Source organism: Erythrobacter litoralis HTCC2594, assembly GCF_000013005.1.
GTDB classification, from domain to species: Bacteria; Pseudomonadota; Alphaproteobacteria; order Sphingomonadales; family Sphingomonadaceae; genus Parerythrobacter; species Parerythrobacter litoralis_A.
In genome coordinates this window covers 1,655,458-1,673,116 of the sequence record NC_007722.1, presented here as the reverse complement: position 1 = coordinate 1,673,116, position 17,659 = coordinate 1,655,458, and the positions used below count along the sequence as shown (strand labels likewise).

The following is a 17,659-nucleotide window of genomic DNA, read 5'->3' as shown; positions in this document are numbered from 1 at the left end:
CTCGTCCGTGGAATAGGGCGAGGCAGCAAGGAGGGAACCGCAATGCTCCGTATGACTATCGCAACCGCCGCGCTGGCGTTGGCCGCGACTGCCCCGGCGCGAGCCGATGTCCTCAGGCTCGACGACGACGGCTTCGTCACGCGCGATGCCGCTGCAGTCGGCGCAAACTTGCAGACGACGTGGCTCGAATTGATCACGCCGGGCAATTGGTGGAACGACACGCATACGTGGTCGGGCGATGCCTCGAACATGATGATCACGCCGCAAGGGGGTGGGTGTTTCTGCGAGCGCATCCCGGCCCATGAAGAGGATGGCGCGATCGGCCTTGCCGGAAGCGTCCGGCACATGACCGTATTACAGGCTTTCCCGCGCAAGGCGCTGCGCATGCGCGGCGGTCTCGGCCCTCTCCAGAGCGAGCCGGCCGAGGGCGTGCTGACGATTACGCTCAAGGAGATCGACGGCGGAACCCGGATCCTGTGGGAATATGTCGTCGGCGGCTATATGCGCTACAAGACCGCCGAGATTTCCAAGGCCGTCGACGGCGTGATGAGCCAGCAGCTCGCTGGCCTCGCCGACAAGCTGGGGCGGATCGACGATCCCGAGGCGGCGGAAGAACCCGCACAGGCGGACGATCTTGACGCTGAAGAGGGCGCCGCAGGGGAAGACGACGCCGAGGCAGCCGTCGAAACGGTCGATCCGGAACCTGTCATCGAGAGCGCTATTGGCGAAGATTTCCTCGACGACACGGGCGACGGGGTGAGGGCGGGACCCGGCAATCGGTTTTGACAGGCTGGATCGACCGCGTTACACCCCTTGATATTGCGAACGCAGTGCCCACCTTGGGCACTCGCGTCGTTTTGCGCGCGCTGGCGGTTGACGGATGGGCCGAATCGCCCTAAGCGCGCCTTTATTCGACAGTTTCGAACGGGTCCGGCAGGCGGCAGCCACACATTGCGCGCCATCCGGACTTTTTGCCGTCCGGCATCATTTCGCAAACTGCCGGGTGTTTTGAGCGATGAGATAGGGAAGGGCGGCACGCCCATATCCCTGTGGAGCATGGAGAAGTAAGTGGCTCGTATTGCCGGGGTCAACATCCCCACCAACAAGCGCGTTATCATCGCGCTCACCTACATTCACGGGATCGGTCGAACCACCGCCGTGAAGATTGCCGACAAGCTTGGAATCGATCACGCCCGCCGCGTGCAGGACCTCACCGACGAGGAAGTGCTGCGTCTGCGTGAAACGATCGACGAAGACCTCATGGTGGAAGGCGACCTTCGCCGCGAAACCGCCATGAACATCAAGCGCCTGATGGACCTCAAGTCCTATCGCGGTTTGCGCCATCGTAACGGCCTGCCCGTTCGTGGCCAGCGCACGCACACCAATGCGCGCACCCGCAAGGGCAAGGCGAAGCCGATCGCCGGCAAGAAGAAGTAAGCAGCGGCCCTGCCGCAGCTGCTTCCGCAAGAGACGAATTAGGGGAATATCACCATGGCACGCGAACCAGGCCGCGTTCGGCGCCGCGAGCGCAAGAACATCACCAGCGGGGTTGCACATGTCAACGCCAGCTTCAACAACACCATGATCACCATCACCGACGCACAGGGTAACGCGATCAGCTGGTCTTCGGCCGGCATGATGGGCTTCAAGGGCAGCCGCAAGTCGACTCCCTATGCCGCCCAGGTCGCCGCCGACGACGCGGGCCGCAAGGCTGCCGAACACGGCGTACGCACCCTCGAAGTCGAAGTGAAGGGCCCGGGCTCGGGCCGTGAAAGCGCGCTGCGTGCCCTGCAGGCGGTCGGTTTCACGATCACTTCGATCCGCGACGTAACGCCGATCCCGCACAACGGTGTGCGGCCGTCCAAGCGTCGCCGCGTCTGATCCGTGCCTGCCCGGCGGCCATTCGGTCGCCGACACCTCTTACGGACCGGACGCGCCCACAAGCGCTCCGGTCCCGCCCGCATCCAAGTCCCAGGGGAATTTCATGTCCGTGAACACCAAGAACTGGCAGGAACTCAAGAAACCCACGCAGCTCGACGTCAAGGAGAGCAGCGACAAGGCCCGCAAGGCGACCTTCATCGCCGAGCCGCTCGAGCGTGGCTACGGCCTTACGCTCGGCAACGCACTGCGCCGGGTCCTCCTGGCCTCGCTCCAGGGCGCTGCCATCACCTCGATCAAGATCGAGAACGTGCTGCACGAATTCAGCTCGCTTGCCGGCGTGCGTGAAGACGTGACCGACATCGTCCTCAATGTGAAGCAGATCGCTCTGAAGATGGAAGGCGAAGGCCCCAAGCGCCTTCAGCTTTCCGCCACCGGCCCGGCCGAAGTGAAGGCCGGCGACATCGCGGTTTCGGGCGATATCGAAGTGATGAACAAGGATCTCGTGATCTGTCATCTCGACGAAGGCGCGACGCTCAACATGGAACTGACTGCCGATATCGGCAGCGGCTATGTCCCGGCGGTCCAGAACCGTCCGGCCGATGCGCCGATCGGCCTGATCCCGGTCGACAGCCTCTATTCGCCGATCCGTCAGGTCAGCTACAAGGTCGAAAAGGCCCGTGTCGGCCAGGAGCTCGACTTCGACAAGCTGAGCCTGACCATCGAAACCGACGGCACCGTCACCCCTGAAGATGCCGTGGCCTATGCGGCGCGCATCCTGCAGGACCAGTTGACGCTGTTCGTCCACTTCGAAGACGGTATCCCGCAGCCGCAGAGCGCCATGATCGGCGTCGCTGCCGAGCCGCAGCAGGACGATGCCAACCAGCTCAATCGTTACCTCCTCAAGAAGGTCGACGAGCTGGAACTGTCGGTCCGCTCGGCCAACTGCCTCAAGAACGACAACATCATCTATATCGGCGACCTGGTCCAGAAGACCGAAGCCGAGATGCTGCGCACGCCGAATTTCGGTCGCAAGTCGCTCAACGAGATCAAGGAAGTTCTCTCCAGCATGGGTCTGCGCCTCGGCATGGACATCCCCGGCTGGCCGCCCGAGAACATCGAGGAAATGGCCAAGAAGCTGGAGCAGGAATTACTCGGGTAATTCCTGCGGAAGGCCCCGCGCAGGCGGGGGCCTTTCGCCGCTGGCGCTTCGCCGGTGGCCTGAGACCCCCGCCTGCGCGGGGGATCGCAGCAGGGCGAAGGTGGCGGGCCCTAACCGCCGCCAGCACTGGGCTACCTAGAACGGGCCCTTTTCGAACTGAAGGAAGTATCAAATGCGTCACGGAATTTCGCAGCGCAAGCTGAGCCGCAAGTCGGGCCACCGCAAGGCCCTGTTCCGCAACATGAGCGCCGCGCTCATCAAGCACGAGCAGATCGTCACCACCCTGCCGAAGGCGAAGGAACTGCGTCCCTACGTCGAGAAGCTGATCACGCTGGCCAAGCGTGGCGGCCTGTCGAACCGCCGCCTCGCCATGGGCCGTCTGCAGGACGAGACCCAGCTCAAGAAGCTCTTCGACGAGCTGGCCGATCGCTATTCGGATCGTGACGGAGGCTACACGCGCATCGTCAAGGCCGGATATCGCGCCAGCGACAGCGCCCAGCTCGCGGTGATCGAACTTGTCGACCGCGACGAAGACGCCAAGGGCCAGGACAGCGGCCCGGTAATGGTCGACGAAGACGATTTCGCCGAGGCGTAAGTCGACTCGCAGAGAGAGAAACAGGGCCGCGCGGAGCAATCCGGCGGCCCTTTTCTTTTGCGCGGGCGGGCGTAGGGTGCCCGCCATGATCCGCACCACGATTGCCGCAGCCGGCGCCGCGCTGCTCCTCGCCGCTGCCCCCACCACCGCCCAGAGCCAGCAGGAGCGGCTCGATGCCCGCTACGACCGCGCGCTGGCGGCCGGCTACAAGGCGCTGTTCCTGTGCAGTGCCATTGCCAATGCCGAACGCAATGGATCAGGCCGGTCGGCGGAAAGTGTCGAAAGGTGGGAAATGACGGGGATCCAGGCCCCGCTCGACGCGATCGTGCCCGAACTGTCCGCAAGCGTGGTCCGCGACGATGAGGGTGTGATCGACGGCGTGCTTGTCGATTGGGCAAAGGACATGCCCCCACGCGTCGCCGTGCATCATGTTGGTCACGGCTGCCGCGCCGCGCCCGTTGGCGCGACCCTGACATCGCTCGAGAACGCGATCCGTGACCCTGTGGGACCCGCGACCATCTATACTCAGCCGCCCCGTCTCGCCCCTATTGTCGCGCCGCAAGGCAACCTCGAACCTGTAGTCGGCCAGGCTTTCGCCGAAACCTATGGCGAAGGGAGCCGGACGACGGCCGTCCTGGTCCGGCAGGGGCGTGCAACCGTCGGCGAGGCCTATGACGATGACTTCGGACCCAACACGCCCCAGCGCACCTGGTCGGTCGCGAAGAGCATAGCCGCCACGCTGGTGGGCGCTGCAGTTGAAAGTGAGGGCGTGGATGTCCTCGCCCCATCCGACTTGGGAGAGAGTTCAGACGATCCGCGCAGGGCAATCACGCTCGATCACTTGCTGCGAATGGCGTCGGGCCGCTATTCGGACACGCCGGGCAACCGCACCGACCCGCTTTATTTCGGCGGTTCGACGGTTGCGGAGACGGCTGCCCATTGGCCGCTCCTGCACCCGGCGGGCACCGTGTACCGCTATGCGAACAACGACACGCTGATGGCAGTGGCGATGATCGATCATGTGCTAGACCAATCGCCTCCGGCAGAATTTTTCAAGCGCGTCGGGATGCCGCACACGGTGGCGGAGCGGGATATGGCGGGCGACTACATCCTGTCCTCGCAAGTCTGGTCGACCGCCCGCGATCTGGCGGTGCTGGGCGAGCTCTATCTCGACGACGGCGTCCTGCCTTCTGGCGAACGCGTGCTTCCCGCAGACTGGGTCGAATACGTTTCCTCACCTTCCGGCCCGCAGCCGGAGGGGCGAGGCATTGGCTACGGAGCCGGCCTCTGGCTGTTCAACCAGAACGAGGGCATCCCGCCCGACACTTTCGCGGCCATGGGCAACCGTGGGCAATATGTCGTCATCGTGCCCAGTCGCGATGTCGTGATCGTTCGGCGCGGCGAGGATCCGGCGGGCAGCCGTTTCGACATCCTTGCGTTCACAAGGGACGTGCTCGCGGCGCTGGAGAACTGAAATCGCGCAAATTTCTCTCTATTCAGAAAAACACCTGTTTATCTGAATATCGGCTGTAACCGAAATTCAGTCTGACCTCATTGCCGTTCCTCTATTCCATCACTCGACCGGGGCAACCCCGTCCCGGCGAAACGAGGAATGAGAGATATGCAAACCGTTTCCAAAGCCCTGTTCGGAACCGTCGCCGCAGGTGCGATGGCGGTTTCTTCCGCGACCCCTGCCATGGCCTCCGACCGTGACCGCGACCGCGGGATCGACGCCGGGGATGTCATCGCCGGTGCCGTGATCCTCGGTGGGATTGCCGCCGTCGCATCTGCTGTCGGCAAAAAGGATCGCTATCGCGACGGATACCGCTACGACAATCGCTATCGCTACGACGACCGTCGCGGCTATCGCGGCGACCGCTGGCAACGCCGCGGCAACCCGCGACGCGCCGTCGAGCGTTGCATCCGCGCAGCCGAAAACCAGGCCCGTCGCTTGGGCGGCTATCGCTCCGCCGACGTGACGCAGATCCGCGACGTCGACGACACCCGTTATGGCTGGCGGGTGAAGGGCCGGATCGTTGTCGATGGCCAACGCGGCTATCGCAGCCGGACCCGCTATGACGACCGTCGCTACGGCTACGGTCGCCGCGCCTACGACCAGGGCAAGTTTACCTGCTACATCGAGCGCGGTCGCACGCAAGTCGATTTCAGCGGCATTCGCGGACTGCGGTGATAGCCGATAACCGACAAATCCAACCCGTTCTCCCGGGCTTCGCGGTTCAGGCTGGTGACAGTCTGGGCCGCGTAGCTCTTTCGCCAATATTGCGGTAACCGTACCGCGCCTGCAGACCACAGGGGGTGCTGCCATGATCCATTTGAAGTCTATCGCTGCGGCCAGCGCCGCCGTTTCCATGCTGGCGACGCCGTTGGCCGCTGCCGATCTGCCGGTATCCAGTCAGCGCAGCGCCTATGCCGCGCCGGCCTATGATGCGGAGCAGGACAAGGCCGAACGTCACCGCCGCTATCGGGGCTGGCGCCATGGCTATCGCCACCGTAACCGTGTCGATGCCGGAGACGTGATTGCCGGGATCGCCATCATCGGCGGGATTGCCGCCATCGCCAGCGCTGCGAACAGGAACAAGCGCGATCGCTACGATGACCGGCGCTATCGCTATCGCAACAGCTCCTACAATTCGAACAACATCGACCGCGCGGTCGATGCCTGCCTGCGCGAGATCGAACGCGATGTGCGGGTCGAAGGCGTCGACAACGTGGGGCGCGCCGGTGACGGCTGGCAGGTGAGCGGTCGCCTCTACAACGGCGACAACTTCACGTGCGCCGTTGGCCGCAATGGCCGGATCGATCGCATCGATTACGGTGGCGGCGCCTTCTCGGGCGCGGCAGTTTCACCCGACGGCCAGTGGAGCGACGATGCCTATGCCGAAGCAAGGCTCAACTACGGTCTCGGCGATCCCCGCGCGGCTGTGCCGACGAGCCCGAGCGGTCCGCAGCCGGCCTATCCCGGCGGCCCGATCGAAGGCAACCTCGGCGGCTAGTCCGCCTTTTCGCCAGACGGCTTTTCGAACGCCTCGCTGTCGGTGGCAGCGAGGCGTTCATTGTAATTGGGCAGCGCGAGGTTGAACCGGATGGCAGCGCTCCGCAGCACCAGGCCCGCCGCCGTTGCCAGCGGCCAGGCGATGGCGCGCTGGATCTCCAGCACCTCGCCGATCACGCACAGCGTCGCGGAAAGCGCGGCGGCGGTGACGTAAAGCTCGGGCTTCATCAGGATCGAAGGGCGTCCGGCGACAACATCGCGGATGACACCGCCGACCGTGCCCGTCACCACGCCCATCATCATCGCCGGCACCGGGGGGATACCATAGGTCATCGCCTTGGCCGCGCCGAGCACTGCATAGGCGGTGAGGCCGATCCCGTCGGCATAGTCGAGCAGCCGACCCTCCCACCAGCGCGTGGGAGTGTACCAGACCAGCAGAGCCACAATCAGGCAGGTGGCGGCGACCCACGGATCCTTGATCCAGAACACCGGCGCATCGATCAGCAGGTCCCGCACGGTCCCGCCGCCGACGCCGGTGATCAGTGCAAAGAACGCCAGCGTGACGAAGGTCTGTCGCTCCTTCGCGGCGATAAGCGCGCCCGACAGCGCGAATACCGCAACGCCCGCGATGTCGAGCCAGTCGAGCAGCGGTGTCAGGATGACGGTCGGATCGGCGATGGCTGGCGTCATGCCGGATGGCCTCCTTCAGGGTCGCGCCCCAGAATCGCGAGCGCGAGCGATAGTCCCAGTATCGATGCCGCGCCATAGCCTACCAAAGGCGTCGGGAAAGGACCGATCAACGACACGCCGATGAGGCCCGTCATCGATGCGACGAGCGCTGCCTTCTCTTTCGCCGGCGCACCGGCGCGCCACAATAGCAGACCCAGGCTGATGACCAGCGCCGCGATCAGCACCCACGTCATGAGCGGCATCTGCGCGAAAGCATCGGGAAAGACGCCTTCGACGAAGCGGACCGGCTCCAATGTGTCGCGAAGGGCCAGATATGCGCCGATGGCGAGGATCAGCAGGCCACCTGCAATGGCGACCAGATTGATGCCTCCCAGAACGAAGATAACCATTGCGAGCGCGATCGTGATCGACGGGTCGCTCTGGACCAGGCTCGCCACGAATATCAATGCCAGCGGACCGACGAACCAGCTGCGGCGCGCGCGTGCAAGAAGGACGGAGAGGGCCGGGACGCAAAGCAGTCCCGAGGTCAGTGTCACGGGACCGAGGGCCAGCCAGCGCTGCTCGCCGCCGACCTCCGGGCCGAGTGCGAGCGGGAGGTAAAGGAGAACAACCAGCGCGACCCCCAGGGGCTTGGCGGGGAACGCCAGTCTGGCGCCCACAACGATGAGCGCGCACCCGATCGCCAGCGCGACAAGCTGGAGGGCTATCTGCGATGTCGCCGCTCCGGCCAGCAACATCCACGCAATGCCCGCGAAGACGGGAAGCGCCAATGCGGCCAGCCGTGCGATCACGCTGTCACGCGCGCTTTGCGGCGGCGAAACATCAGGATGCAACCGAGCAGCGAGCCGAGTACGCCGAGGACGGCGAACAGGATCAGGATCGGGTGCGAGGTATCTTCGCGGGTCTGCAGATCCATGATGTGGAGGCCCCAAACGAAGTCGAACACGCGCCACCAGCGGGTGCGCACGCTTTCGATTGTGCCAGTGTGCTGCCCAACATAGACATGCGTCCCATCCTCCAGCGCGACCTGCCAGACATCGACCGGGCGGCGAAAATCGAACGGCACCGCACCGGCGTCGAAGGCAGTAACCGATGCGACTTTGTCGCCACCGACGATCTGCTCTGCCACCAACAGCCGAGCCTCGACGTCGGTAAGCGGTGCGAGCTTGCGGCCATCCTCGCTGTAGCGCTCGATAGCGCCATCGGTATAGGTGAGCGTCGTGATCGCGCGCACTCCCTGCATCGCGGTGGCGACCGATTTGACGGCGCGCCCGGTCGTGTCCGGCAGGGTGATGGCGATGTTGGTTTCGGGTGGCAGTGCGCGTTCTTCGATATCGGCACGCAGGTGATTGCCGCGCACCTCCTCGATCGGCTTGATAACCATGATCAGGCCGGTCACGGTCCACATCAGGATCGGAACGCCGACCAGCCAGCCGAGCCAGATATGCCATTTTGCAAAGCGCTGCATGATAGGCGTCCGCGCCATAATGTCGTCCCTGCTTGCCGCTTCAGTCGTGCAGCAGCGCCCCTATGGCCTTGGCTGCTGCGATGCAATCGAAGTCCGACCAGCGCGGCCCTATCACCTGCATCCCGCACGGGAGGTCGCCGGTGCCGCCGACGGGCAGCACGGTGGAGGGCAGGTTGGGGAAGGTGGCGATACCAGCCCAGGCAAGCCCGTCCGCCGCGGCATGGGTGTTGCCGTTGATGATGGTCTCGCCCTGGAAATACTGACCTTCGACATGCTTCATCGCGAGGATCGGCGCCGGCGGCGCGAGGATGAAATCGTAGCTGTCGAAAAGGTTTGCCCAGGAAAGTTCGCAGCGCGTCTGGGCATCGAGCAGGTCGAACCAGTCGGTGGCCGTCGCGCGCGTGCCATCGTCTGCCGGGGCTCCGCGCGCCATCGCGATGTTGAGCATGCGCATATAATCGGCATGATCGCCTTCGAGATCGGGCATCTCCGGCGCTGACGTGTCGACATGCACGCCTGCCTTGCGCAGCGCTTCCGCTGCAGTTTCGATCGGCCCGCGCACGCTGGCGTCGACCTCGCTGACCGGGTGATCGAGCAGCAACAGGAAGCGGCAGGCTTTCAGGTCCTTCTCGCGGCGGCGCAGTGGCAAGGTGGCCGTCAGTTCCAGCATCAGCGCGAGGTCGTCGGCATTGCGGGTCAGCGGCCCGGCGATGCTCAGCGCGCCGTCATGCGCATCCATGCCCTTGAAGGCCGGATGATCGTGACCTTGCTTGGAGACGAGGCCCCAGCTCGTCTTGTGGCCCCAGGTGCCGCAGAAATGCGCCGGCACGCGGACCGAGCCGCCAATGTCGGTGCCATACTCCAACGGCACCATCCCGCTCGCGACCGCCGCGGCGGAGCCGCCGGACGAGCCGCCGGGGCTGCGCGTCGTGTCATGCGGATTGCCGGTGCGGCCATAGACCGGGTTGGCGCTCTGCCAGTCGGCGAGGGCAGGGGGGATATTGGTCTTGCCGAGCAGGATCGCCCCTGCTGCCTTCAGTTGCCGGACGACGGTCGAATCCGCGTCCTGGACCTGCCCTTCGAACTCCTTGAACCCCCAGCAACTCGGCAGGCCGGCAATGGCGAAGCTTTCCTTGATCGTCATCGGCACGCCGAACAGCGGCTGGTGCGGCATGATCTCCATGCCATCCATCGCCCTGGCGGTCTCGCGCGCGCGGTCGAAATCGCGGATCACGACGGCATTGATCGCCTCATCGAGCTTTTCGATCCTGCCGATTGCCGCTTCGACCGCCTCGAGCGGCGAAATATGTCCGTCCCGGATCTGCGCGGCGGTTTCGATCCCGCCCGGTTCGTCGGTCAATGTCGGATAGGCCATGCGTATTTCCCCTCTCGCACGGCGTTCTGCCACGCGGCGGGACGATGCGCAAAAGTCTATTTGGCGAACAGGTTTTCCGGGTTCGCCATCGCCTTGATCTCCAGCGCGTTGCCGCTGGGATCGCGGAAGAACATGGTCGCCTGTTCGCCGGGTTCGCCTTCGAAGCGGACGGTGGGTTCGATCTCGAAGGCGACGCTCGCGTCGTTCAGCCGCTGCGCAAGCTCCTTCCAGTCGTCCATCGGCAGCACGACGCCGAAGTGGGGTACGGGCACATCGTGGCCGTCGACGTAATTGCTACCCGATGCGCCCTTGGCCACCACCGATGGCGCCTGGTGCGCGACGATCTGATGCCCGTAGAAATCGAAGTCGATCCAGTCGTCGCTGCTGCGCCCTTCCGCACAACCCATGACCCCACCCCAGAACTCGCGCGCAGCGATCAGGTCATGGACGGGAAAGGCGAGGTGGAAGGGAGGCATGGGCAGACCAGTCGATCAAATGTGGATCGGCTTGCCCTGAACTGCCATCGCCGCTTCCTTCATCGCTTCGGCGTGGGTCGGGTGGGCGTGGCAGGTGTAGGCAATGTCCTCGCTCGTTGCGCCGAATTCCATCGCGATGCCCGCTTCGGCTATCATCGTGCCGGCGACGCTGGCGATGGCCCATATGCCCAGAACGCGGTCGGTCTCGGCGTCGGCGATGACCTTCACCAAGCCGTCGGGCTCGTGATTGGTCTTGGCGCGGCTGTTGGCCATCATCGGGAATTTGCCGACTTTCACCTTGGTCTTGTCGCCGCCAGCGGCTTCGATGGCTTGTTCGGTGGTCAGGCCGACGCCAGCGATCTCGGGCAGGGTATAGACGACGCTGGGGATGACGGCGTGGTTCACGATGCCGGTCTGCCCGGCGATGTTCTCCGCCACCGCGATGCCTTCGTCTTCCGCCTTGTGGGCCAGCATCGGACCGGGAACGACGTCGCCGATGGCCCAGACGCCTTCCACACTGGTGCGGAAATCGTGATCGGTTTCGATCTGGCCGCGCTTGTTCACGTCGAGGCCGATAGAGTCGAGGCCGAGCCCTTCGGTGTTGGGCCTGCGACCGATGGAGACGAGCACGCAATCGGCCTCCATCGTCTCTTCGTCGCCTCCGTCGGCAGGTTCTAGCGTCAGATGGGCTTTCTTGCCCTTGACAGTTACGCCCGTGACCTTGGTCTTCAGCTTGAACTCGATCCCCTGCTTCTTGAAAATCTTGCGCGACTCCTTGCGGATATCGCCGTCCATACCGGGCAGGATTTCATCGAGAAACTCGACGCACGTCACTTCAGCGCCTAGCCGCCGCCAGACCGAGCCGAGTTCCAGCCCGATCACGCCGCCGCCGATCACGACCATTTTTCTGGGCACCTTGGCCAATTCGAGCGCGCCGGTGGAATCGACCACCACGCCCTTGGCATTGTCGACCTCGACCCCGGGCAGGGGGGTGACGGAAGAGCCGGTCGCGATCACGATGTCTTTCGCGGTGACGGTCTCGTCACCGATTTTGACAGTGTGGGCGTCCTGGAAGGTGGCGTAACCCTTTTTCCAGTCGACCTTGTTCTTCTTGAACAGGAATTCGATGCCCTTGGTCAGCCCGTCGACGGCATCGAGCCGCTGGCCGTGCATCTTGTCGAGATTGAGCTTGGGCTTCACCTCGATGCCCATGCTTTCCATAGTGCCGTTGGCGGCCGCATCGAAATATTCCGAGGCATGCAGCATCGCCTTGGACGGGATGCAGCCGACATTGAGGCAGGTGCCCCCGAGTGTTTCGCGGCCTTCGGCACAAGCGGTCTTGAGCCCCAGCTGCGCAGCGCGGATGGCGGCGACATAGCCACCCGGACCAGCGCCGATAACGAGGACGTCGTAATCAAAGGAATGGTCAGCCATTTCCAAACTCCGTTCGCCCTGAGCCTGTCGAAGGGCTGTACTTCCTTTTTTCCGTCGGTCCAGAAGAAGGACAGGGCTTCGACAGGCTCAGCCCGAACGGACATGGGGGTTGATCTCTAGAGGTCGATCAGCATCCGGGTGGGATCTTCGATCGCTTCCTTGATGATCTTGAGTGCGGTGACGGCTTCGCGGCCGTCGATCAGGCGGTGGTCGTAACTCAGCGCGATGTACATCATCGGGCGGATGACGACTTCGCCATTCACGGCAACCGGACGGTCTTCAATGCGATGCAGGCCCAGCACCGCGCTTTGCGGCGGGTTGATGATCGGGGTCGACATCAGGCTGCCGAACACGCCGCCGTTGGAGATGGTGAAGGTGCCGCCCTTCATGTCTTCCATCGTCAGCGTGCCTTCCTTTGCGCGCTTGCCGAAATCGGCGATGTCTTTCTCGATCTGAGCGAAACCCTTGGCCTGCGCGTCGCGGATCACCGGAACCACCAGGCCATTGGGCGCGCTGACGGCGACGGAAATATCGATGTAGTCGTGATAGACGATCTCTTCGCCTTCGATATAGGCGTTGACGCTCGGCACGTCCTTCAGGGCAAGGCACGCGGCTTTGGCGAAGAAGCCCATGAAGCCCAAGCGGATGTCGTGCTTCTTGGCGAACAAATCCTTGTACTTCGTGCGTGCCTCGATCACCGCGGACATGTCGACATCATTGAAGGTCGTGAGCAGCGCGGCCTCTTCCTGCGCGCCCTTCAAACGCTTGGCGATGGTCTGGCGCATGCGCGTCATCTTGACGCGCTCCTCGCGGCGTTCGCCGCCGGAAGTGGCTGCGGCCGGGGCTGGGGCGGGAGCGCTGGCGCTCTCGCCGCCGCCATCGCGCTTGGCGCGCGCCGCGGCGACCACGTCTTCCTTGGTCAGGCGCCCGTCCTTGCCGGTGCCCTTGATGGTCGAGGGATCGACCCCGTGTTCCAGCACTGCGCGGCGCACGGCCGGGCTGAGCGTCTGCGATCCGTCGACAGAGGGGGAATCGGTCGCTTCTTCCTGCTCGGCGCGTTCTTCCCGGCCTTGCTCGCGTTTTTCCTGCGAGCGGGCGGGCTCTTCACCCTTGGTCGCAGCGCCGGTCGCGCCTTCTTCGACCGTTGCGATCACGGCGCCGACTTCGACGGTGTCGCCAACCTCGGCCTTGAGCTCGCCGATCACGCCCGCGACCGGGGAAGGCACCTCGACCGCGACCTTGTCGGTCTCGAGGCTGGCGATGGGCTCGTCGACCTCGACCGCATCGCCGGGCTGCTTGAGCCATTCGCCGATCGTGCCTTCGGTGACCGATTCACCGAGCTGGGGGACCTGGATTTCTGTCGTCATGTGTTCTTCCTCAGCCCTTTGGCTTGTTCGGCGGGCGTTTCAGGGTGACCTTGGCGGTCTCGCCGCAATTGGCGAGGTCGAGAGCGATGCACACCAAGCTTTCCTGCTGCGCCTGGTGGCGGCTGGCGAAGCCCGTTGCCGGCGATGCCGCGACCTCGCGGCCGGCATAGATCGGGCGTAGCTTGTGCCCCGCGTCGAGAGCGGCCTGTTCGATCAGCCGGTCGACGAAGAACCACGCGCCGTTGTTCTTGGGCTCTTCCTGGCACCAGACGATTTCCTTGAGATTGGTCATGCGCTTGAGCCGGACGGTCAGCGGCTCGCCGGGGAAGGGGTAGAGCTGCTCGATACGAACGATCGAAATGTCCTCGATGCCTTCCTCGTCGCGTTTCTGCATGAGGTCGTAGGCGACCTTGCCGCTGCAAAGCACCAGCCGCTTGACCTTTGTGTCGTCGATTTCCTTGAGGTCCGACTTGATGCGCATGAAATGATGGTCGCCCATGAATTCTTCGGCGCTGCTTTTCGCCATCGGGTGGCGCAGCAGGCTCTTGGGCGTCATGATAACCATCGGCTTGCGGAAACTGCGCAGCATCTGGCGGCGCAGCACATGGAAGTAATTGGCCGGCGTCGTGATGTTGCAGACCTGGATATTGTCGTTGGCGCACAGTTGCAGGAAGCGCTCAAGACGGGCGCTGGAGTGCTCCGGCCCCTGGCCTTCGTAGCCATGCGGCAATAGCATCACCAGGCCGTTTGCGCGCAGCCACTTGGCTTCGCCGCTGGCGATAAACTGGTCGATCATGATCTGCGCGCCATTGGCGAAATCGCCGAATTGCGCTTCCCACAACACCAGTGTCTTGGGATCGGCCATGGCAAAGCCGTATTCGAAGCCGAGCACGCCGAATTCGGACAGCGGGCTGTCATATACCTCGAACTTGCCGTGTGGCAGGTGGACGAGCGGAATGTATTTGTGCTCATCCTTCTGGTCGACCCAGACGGCGTGGCGCTGGCTGAAGGTGCCGCGGCCCGAATCCTGGCCCGATAGGCGAACGCCGAAGCCTTCGGTCACCAGGCTGCCGAATGCGAGCGCTTCTGCAGTAGCCCAGTCGAAACCCTCGCCGCTGTCGAACATCTGGCGCTTGGCATCGAGGACGCGCAGCAAAGTCTTGTGCGGGGTCAGGTCGTCGGGAACGGTGGTCAGCTTCTGGCCGAGGCTGTCGAACAGCTTCTTCTCGATCGCGGTTTCGACATTGCGCCGCGCGGTTTCGGCATCGACCGGCTTGTTGAGCCCCGCCCAGCGCCCGCCGAACCAGTCGGCCTTGCTCGCTTCGTAATTTTCCGCCGCGTCGAATTCGTCTTGCAGGAGCTCGGTGAACGCCTTCTCCTGCTGGGCCGCATAATCGCTGTCGATCACACCCTCTTCGATAAGCCGTTCGGCGTAAATCTTGCTGACTTTCGGGTGCGCGCGAATGGCATCGTACATTAGTGGCTGGGTGAACTTGGGCTCATCGCCTTCGTTATGTCCGAAGCGGCGATAGCACCACATGTCGATCACTACGTCGCGGCCGAAGGTCTGGCGGTATTCGATCGCGAGCTTGCAGGCGAAGGTCACCGCTTCCGGATCGTCGCCGTTGACGTGCAGGATCGGCGCCTGGATGCCTTTGGCAACGTCACTGGGGTACGGTGACGATCTGGCGAATTTCGGGCTGGTCGTGAAACCAATTTGGTTATTGATGATGAAATGGATGCAGCCACCGGTGTTGTAGCCGGGGATGCCGGAGAGCGAGAGGCTTTCCCACACCACCCCCTGGCCCGCGAAAGCCGCGTCGCCGTGGATAAGCACCGGCAGGACCTGCTGGTGCTTAGTGAGGTCGTCGCGGATCGCCTGCTGCGCGCGGGTCTTGCCGAGCACCACGGGGTCGACCGCTTCAAGGTGGCTGGGATTGGGGACCAGCGACATGTGCACTTCGATATCGTCGAAGGCGCGGTCGGTGCTGGTGCCGAGGTGATATTTCACGTCCCCCGATCCGCCGACGTCTTCGGGATTGGCGCTCCCGCCGGAGAATTCGTGGAAGATCACGCGATAGGGTTTGCCCATGACGTTGGCGAGCACATTCAATCGCCCGCGGTGGGCCATGCCGTAGATGATTTCGCGCACGCCGGCCTGGCCGCCCTGCTTGATGACTGCTTCCAACGCCGGGATCATGCTTTCGCCGCCATCGAGGCCGAAGCGCTTGGTGCCGACATATTTCTTGCCGAGGAAGGTTTCGTATTGCTCGCCGCGGATCACCGCAGACAGGATCGCCTGCTTGCCTTCATCGGTAAACTGGATCGTCTCGCCGGGGCTTTCGAACTTGTCCTGCAGGAAACGCCGTTCCTCGGTATCGGCGATATGCATGTACTCGAGGCCGACATTGCCGCAATAGGTCGCGCGCAAGGTGTCGTAGAGCTCGCGCACGGTCACCCAGTCGAAACCGAGCACACCGCCGACGAAGACTTCCTTGTCCTCCTGACCGGCGAAGCCATGCCATTCGAGCTGGAGGTCGGCCGGCTCCTTGCTGTCGTTTAGGCCCAACGGGTCGAGATTGGCCGCCATATGCCCGCGCACACGATAGAGCCGGATCAGCAGCATCGCGCGGATCGAATCCGCCGCCGCTTCCTCGATCGCTTTCGGATCGGCGGCCTTGCCCGCCTGCTTCGCCGCCGCTTCGACCGCGAGCTTCATCTGCGTCGGGTCGAGCGCCGCCGTCAGGTCGGCATCGGCATCCGCGACTTCCGCCAGCCAGCGCGGGTTGCCCCAGCTCGGGCCCTGTTGCGGGTCTCCCTGGTCGCCCATTTCGGGCATGAAGTCGTGCGTTTCGTTACCCATAGTGATTGTGAGTCCCAGCGAGGGCTGGGACCTCCTTCATCTTGGCGCTTGTCAAACGAGGGTGTCGGCCAGATCGTTCCAACCCGGATTGGCCTCCTCGATGAGCCGAATTTTCCAAGCGCGTTTCCATGCTTTCATCCGTTTTTCGGTTTCGCGGGCGTCGTGAATATTTTCGAATGGCTCGAACCAGACGAGCCGATGACATTGATACTTCTTCGTAAAGCTTGAGACCGTCCCGGTTCGATGCTGCTCCACCCGATTGGCAAGGTCGTTGGTCACTCCGAGATAAAGAACTCCATCCTTTCGGTTGGTGAGGATGTAGACAAAACCGCCCTTCAACTAGCCGTGAGCTCCAGCGCAGGCTGGAGCCTCCATCGGGCTCGCGCCAGATTGAGGGAGGTCCCAGCCTGCGCTGGGACTCATATAGAGGGCCTTGGCGATCACGCCATTTCCTTCAGCATCGCGTCGAGCGTCGTGCCGAGTTCGCTTGGCGAGGGGCTGACGCGGATGCCCGCGTCTTCCATCGCGGCGATCTTGTCGTCCGCGCCGCCTTTGCCGCCGGAGACGATCGCACCGGCGTGACCCATGCGGCGGCCCGGAGGGGCGGTGCGGCCGGCGATGAAGCCGACCGTCGGCTTGCTGCGGCCCTTGGCCGCCTCGGCCTTGAGGAAGGCAGCGGCTTCTTCTTCGGCGCTGCCGCCGATCTCGCCGATCATGATCATGCTCTTGGTCTCGGGATCGTCGAGGAACAGGTCGAGCACGTCGATGAAGTTGGTGCCGTTGACCGGGTCGCCGCCGATGCCGACCGCGGTCGACTGGCCGAGGCCGACCATGGTGGTCTGGTGCACGGCTTCATAGGTCAATGTGCCCGAGCGCGAGACGACGCCGACGCTGCCCTTCTTGAAGATGGAACCCGGCATGATGCCGATCTTGCACTCGTCCGGCGTCAGCACGCCGGGGCAGTTGGGGCCGATCAGCCGCGAGTTGGAGCCCTGCAGCGCGCGCTTGGCGCGGACCATGTCGAGCACCGGAATGCCCTCGGTGATGCAGATGATCAGCTCGATCCCGGCATCGATCGCTTCGCAGATCGCATCGGCGGCGAAGGGTGGCGGGACATAGATGCAGCTCGCGGTCGCGCCGGTCGCGTCCTTGGCCTCGCGCACGGTGTCGAATTGCGGCAGGCCGATATGCTCGGTGCCGCCCTTACCGGGGGTCACACCCGCGACCATCTGCGTCCCGTAATCGAGCGCCTGCTGCGTGTGGAAGGTGCCCGTGTTGCCGGTCATCCCCTGGGTGATGACCTTGGTGTCTTTGTTTACGAGGATGGACATATGGTTT

The 17,659-nt window shown here is 63.8% G+C and carries 18 protein-coding genes; 8 read left to right on the top strand and 10 right to left on the bottom strand.

Annotated elements, in window-relative coordinates; translation table 11 throughout:
* Positions 1 to 42 precede the first annotated feature (42 nt).
* The 8 genes from EL2594_RS08000 (at position 43) to EL2594_RS07965 (ending at position 6,649) form a co-directional block, all read left to right on the top strand.
* Positions 43 to 786, top strand: coding sequence for an SRPBCC family protein (locus EL2594_RS08000; protein ID WP_196793189.1), 744 nt, complete (start codon positions 43 to 45; stop codon positions 784 to 786).
* Positions 787 to 1,068: 282 nt separating this feature from the next.
* Positions 1,069 to 1,437: a 30S ribosomal protein S13 gene (gene rpsM, locus EL2594_RS07995; protein ID WP_011414538.1), complete on the top strand. Its 369-nt coding sequence runs from the start codon at positions 1,069 to 1,071 to the stop codon at positions 1,435 to 1,437.
* Positions 1,438 to 1,491: 54 nt separating this feature from the next.
* Positions 1,492 to 1,881 (top strand): 30S ribosomal protein S11, encoded by a 390-nt coding sequence (gene rpsK, locus EL2594_RS07990; RefSeq protein ID WP_011414537.1) that lies wholly within the window; start codon positions 1,492 to 1,494, stop codon positions 1,879 to 1,881.
* Between the two features lie 103 nt (positions 1,882 to 1,984).
* On the top strand, positions 1,985 to 3,040 hold the full coding sequence (locus tag EL2594_RS07985; protein WP_011414536.1) for a DNA-directed RNA polymerase subunit alpha: 1,056 nt from the start codon (positions 1,985 to 1,987) through the stop codon (positions 3,038 to 3,040).
* A 172-nt stretch (positions 3,041 to 3,212) separates the two neighbouring features.
* Positions 3,213 to 3,635 (top strand): 50S ribosomal protein L17, encoded by a 423-nt coding sequence (gene rplQ, locus EL2594_RS07980; protein ID WP_011414535.1) that lies wholly within the window; start codon positions 3,213 to 3,215, stop codon positions 3,633 to 3,635.
* 85 nt (positions 3,636 to 3,720) lie between these two features.
* Entirely contained in the window at positions 3,721 to 5,109 is a 1,389-nt protein-coding gene (locus tag EL2594_RS07975) for a serine hydrolase domain-containing protein (RefSeq protein WP_011414534.1), read from the top strand.
* Between the two features lie 147 nt (positions 5,110 to 5,256).
* On the top strand, positions 5,257 to 5,826 hold the full coding sequence (locus tag EL2594_RS07970) for a hypothetical protein (protein ID WP_011414533.1): 570 nt from the start codon (positions 5,257 to 5,259) through the stop codon (positions 5,824 to 5,826).
* 133 nt (positions 5,827 to 5,959) lie between these two features.
* Positions 5,960 to 6,649, top strand: coding sequence for a hypothetical protein (locus tag EL2594_RS07965; protein ID WP_011414532.1), 690 nt, complete (start codon positions 5,960 to 5,962; stop codon positions 6,647 to 6,649).
* Here the strand turns inward: EL2594_RS07965 and EL2594_RS07960 are convergent.
* From EL2594_RS07960 to sucD, 10 genes are all read right to left on the bottom strand, one after another.
* Positions 6,646 to 7,338: a trimeric intracellular cation channel family protein gene (locus EL2594_RS07960; protein WP_011414531.1), complete on the bottom strand. Its 693-nt coding sequence runs from the start codon at positions 7,336 to 7,338 to the stop codon at positions 6,646 to 6,648. The two genes, EL2594_RS07965 and EL2594_RS07960, sit on opposite strands and share 4 nt — an antisense overlap.
* Positions 7,335 to 8,129 (bottom strand): hypothetical protein, encoded by a 795-nt coding sequence (locus EL2594_RS07955; protein ID WP_011414530.1) that lies wholly within the window; start codon positions 8,127 to 8,129, stop codon positions 7,335 to 7,337. The genes EL2594_RS07960 and EL2594_RS07955 overlap by 4 nt, the downstream gene beginning before the upstream one ends.
* Positions 8,126 to 8,824 carry a PepSY domain-containing protein gene (locus EL2594_RS07950; protein ID WP_011414529.1) on the bottom strand — a complete coding sequence of 233 codons (699 nt, stop codon included), beginning with the start codon at positions 8,822 to 8,824 and terminating at the stop codon, positions 8,126 to 8,128. Before EL2594_RS07950 ends, EL2594_RS07955 begins: the two co-directional genes overlap by 4 nt.
* Positions 8,825 to 8,846: 22 nt before the next feature.
* Positions 8,847 to 10,181 carry an amidase family protein gene (locus tag EL2594_RS07945; protein ID WP_011414528.1) on the bottom strand — a complete coding sequence of 445 codons (1,335 nt, stop codon included), beginning with the start codon at positions 10,179 to 10,181 and terminating at the stop codon, positions 8,847 to 8,849.
* A 56-nt stretch (positions 10,182 to 10,237) separates the two neighbouring features.
* Positions 10,238 to 10,663 (bottom strand): VOC family protein, encoded by a 426-nt coding sequence (locus EL2594_RS07940; RefSeq protein ID WP_041685194.1) that lies wholly within the window; start codon positions 10,661 to 10,663, stop codon positions 10,238 to 10,240.
* A gap of 9 nt (positions 10,664 to 10,672) precedes the next feature.
* Entirely contained in the window at positions 10,673 to 12,091 is a 1,419-nt protein-coding gene (gene lpdA, locus EL2594_RS07935) for a dihydrolipoyl dehydrogenase (protein WP_011414526.1), read from the bottom strand.
* Positions 12,092 to 12,207: 116 nt separating this feature from the next.
* Positions 12,208 to 13,458, bottom strand: coding sequence for a 2-oxoglutarate dehydrogenase complex dihydrolipoyllysine-residue succinyltransferase (odhB, locus tag EL2594_RS07930; protein WP_011414525.1), 1,251 nt, complete (start codon positions 13,456 to 13,458; stop codon positions 12,208 to 12,210).
* A 10-nt stretch (positions 13,459 to 13,468) separates the two neighbouring features.
* Entirely contained in the window at positions 13,469 to 16,321 is a 2,853-nt protein-coding gene (locus EL2594_RS07925; RefSeq protein WP_011414524.1) for a 2-oxoglutarate dehydrogenase E1 component, read from the bottom strand.
* Positions 16,322 to 16,372: 51 nt separating this feature from the next.
* Positions 16,373 to 16,660, bottom strand: a complete 288-nt coding sequence (locus EL2594_RS07920; RefSeq protein ID WP_011414523.1) for a GIY-YIG nuclease family protein — start codon at positions 16,658 to 16,660, stop codon at positions 16,373 to 16,375.
* 101 nt (positions 16,661 to 16,761) lie between these two features.
* Positions 16,762 to 17,652 carry a succinate--CoA ligase subunit alpha gene (gene sucD / locus EL2594_RS07915; RefSeq protein ID WP_011414522.1) on the bottom strand — a complete coding sequence of 297 codons (891 nt, stop codon included), beginning with the start codon at positions 17,650 to 17,652 and terminating at the stop codon, positions 16,762 to 16,764.
* Positions 17,653 to 17,659: the final 7 nt, after the last annotated feature.